We start from the raw sequence: 2299 nt of genomic DNA, 5'->3' as shown, positions 1-2299 counted from the left end.
CCCTTGGTGCGTTGGATGCACCGGGGGCGTCCCTCGGTGCGGTGGACGCACCCAGGGCGTCCCTCGGATCACGGGCGGCTCGCGGGTGTCGCGAACGACGCGTTGGGGACGCTGAACGTCCCCAACGGCGCGTTCGGGACATGAGCACCGGCGCCGGAGTGCCGCGAAGGGGAGATCGACGGCGTCGAACGTCCCCAATGGACCATTCGCGACGTCGCTGACCAGCGCGAAAGCCCGCACCAGCCGCCGTCCGGACCGCTACTGAGAAGACCTCATCGGCGCGCTCGTCCCCGTGGACGGCCGGTCCGATGTTCGCGCCGGGGTACCCGCCCACTCGTCAACGGTCGCGCTGATGTCCGCGACGTCGGGCTCGGGCCAGGCGCGGGCGACGTAGCCGTCGGGCCGGATCAGTGCGGCGCTCACCCCGGGGCGCCGCTCGGCCCGCGCCACCGCGACCCGCGGCGAAGCCAGTGCGGCGAGCCGGCCGTCCGGGGTGAAGTCGGCGAGCAGATAGCGGCCGATCTCCAGGCGGTGCAGCAAATTTTCCCCGTCCAGCACCAGATCCGGTGCGGGCAGGCCGTCGAGGGGATGCGCGTCCGCGGCGACGGCGTAGCGCACCTTGAGGCCGCTCACCCAGCCCGCCAGCTCGGCCGAAAGCCCCGGCACCCGCGCGATCAGTTCGGCGGTCATCGCCCGCAGCGCGGCCCCGGCGGGGGTGAACGTCGTCATGATCGCCGACTGCGCCAGCGTGTTCTCGCCCAGTTTCTCCGCGATGGGCAGGCGTTCGGCCTGGTAGCTCGCCGGGCCGTCGACGATCAGCGACGGCGCCCAGCCGTGGAGTTCGGCGGCGAGCTTCCAGCTCAGGTTGGCCGCGTCCTGGAAGCCCACGTTCAGGCCCTGCCCGCCCGCCGGCAGGTGCACGTGCGCGGCGTCGCCCGCCAGGAACACCCGGCCGGCGCGGTAGCGGTCGGCGTGCCGGGTCGAGTCGGTGCTCCGCGACAGCCAGGACGAAGAGCGCAGCCCGAAATCGGTGCCCGCGATGCGGACGAGCGTCGCACGGAGTTCCTCTGTCCCGAGTGGACGGTCCCGCCGGGCGCGCACCTCCTGCGCGGTGAGCCCGGCGTCGCCCGGTTCCATGCCGAAGAGGCGGTGGCCGGACGGCGTGCGGATGATGCTGACCGAGCCGGTTTCGTGGCTCCACAAATGGAAATCGTGCTCCGGGGGTGCCGTCAGTTCGACGTCGCCGACGAATCCCGCGGCCGTCGGCTCGGTACCGGGAAAGCCGATTCCGGCCGCTTTCCGGACGGTGCTGTGAGCCCCGTCCGCGCCGACGAGATACCGCGTCTCGACGGTTTCCTCGCCGACGGTCACCACCACGCGCTCGGCGTCCTGACCGAAGGAAGTGACCTCGCGGCCGTATTCCACCGGAACGCCTTGCGCGGCGAGGTGCCGGGCGAGCACGCGTTCGGTGTCGGCCTGGGGAATGAACAGCACGAACGGGTAAGCGGTCTCGAAACCGCCGAGTTCGAGCAGGTTCGGCAGGGTGGCGAAATGCGTGCGCGGCACCTGCCTGCCCAGCGGCAGCACGAGATCCACGAGCCGTTTCCCGCCCTCGGACCGCACCGAGGCGAACGTCTCCAGCGTGCGCGGCTGCATGGTGATGGCCTTCGAGTACTCGGTCGGCCCGGTGTTGCGCTCGAACACGCGCACCGGGATCCCGGCGGAGTGCAGGAGTGCCGCGGTGAGCAGGCCGACCGGCCCGCCGCCCACGACGACGACGTCGGCGTTCACGAGTTTTCCTTGCGTGGGCGGAGAAGCCACGTGCCGAGCGCGAGACCGGTGGTGGAACCGACGTGGATCAGCAACGCCTTGCGGTTCGGGGCCCAGACGCCGGTGACCGGGCCGCCGGACCACATCGCGGCGGTGAAACCCGTGGTGGACAGGGCCAGGCAGCGCCACAGCGCGCGTCCGCGCCGGGCGCCCGCCGTCGTCGCGACGACGACGGCGCCGAGCGCTCCGGCGGTGATCAGCGCTTCGCGTGCCATGTGGTACTGGACGTGGCCTTCGCCGTGCCGTACTTCGGGGGCGCGGTAGGTCTCGTCGGTGACGTGGGTGACGGTCTGCCAGACCGACGGAAGTGCGGCCGTCAGGCCGGCGAAGATCGCGGCCTTCCCCCAGCGCTCCCGGCGCGTCCCCGGCAGCGAGGATCCGGAATGCATGAACGTGAAGATAATGAACGTTCACAGGTTAGTCAAGGTCCGTGAAGGCCTCCTTCACGGCGCTCAACGCTGTGAAGGAG

Annotated in this window: 2 protein-coding genes; both read right to left on the bottom strand. The window is 71.3% G+C overall.

Translation table 11 applies throughout. The annotated features are described in order from the left end of the window. Positions 1-258: 258 nt before the first annotated feature. Positions 259-1791, bottom strand: a complete 1533-nt coding sequence (locus ACFWX1_RS48040) for an FAD-dependent monooxygenase (RefSeq protein ID WP_378396623.1) — start codon at positions 1789-1791, stop codon at positions 259-261. Further along, positions 1788-2219 (bottom strand): hypothetical protein, encoded by a 432-nt coding sequence (locus ACFWX1_RS48035; protein WP_378396622.1) that lies wholly within the window; start codon positions 2217-2219, stop codon positions 1788-1790. The genes ACFWX1_RS48040 and ACFWX1_RS48035 overlap by 4 nt, the downstream gene beginning before the upstream one ends. Positions 2220-2299 lie beyond the last annotated feature (80 nt).

The organism is Amycolatopsis sp. NPDC059021 (assembly GCF_042739895.1).
In the GTDB taxonomy this organism is placed as follows: Bacteria; Actinomycetota; Actinomycetes; order Mycobacteriales; family Pseudonocardiaceae; genus Amycolatopsis.
This window is presented reverse-complemented; position numbering and strand designations above follow the sequence as displayed.

Bases quoted from the DNA above. Each gene is read 5' to 3' on its own strand.
- ACFWX1_RS48035 (WP_378396622.1), bottom strand. From the start codon at position 2,219: ATGCATTCCGGATCCTCGCTGCCGGGGACGCGCCGGGAGCGCTGGGGG.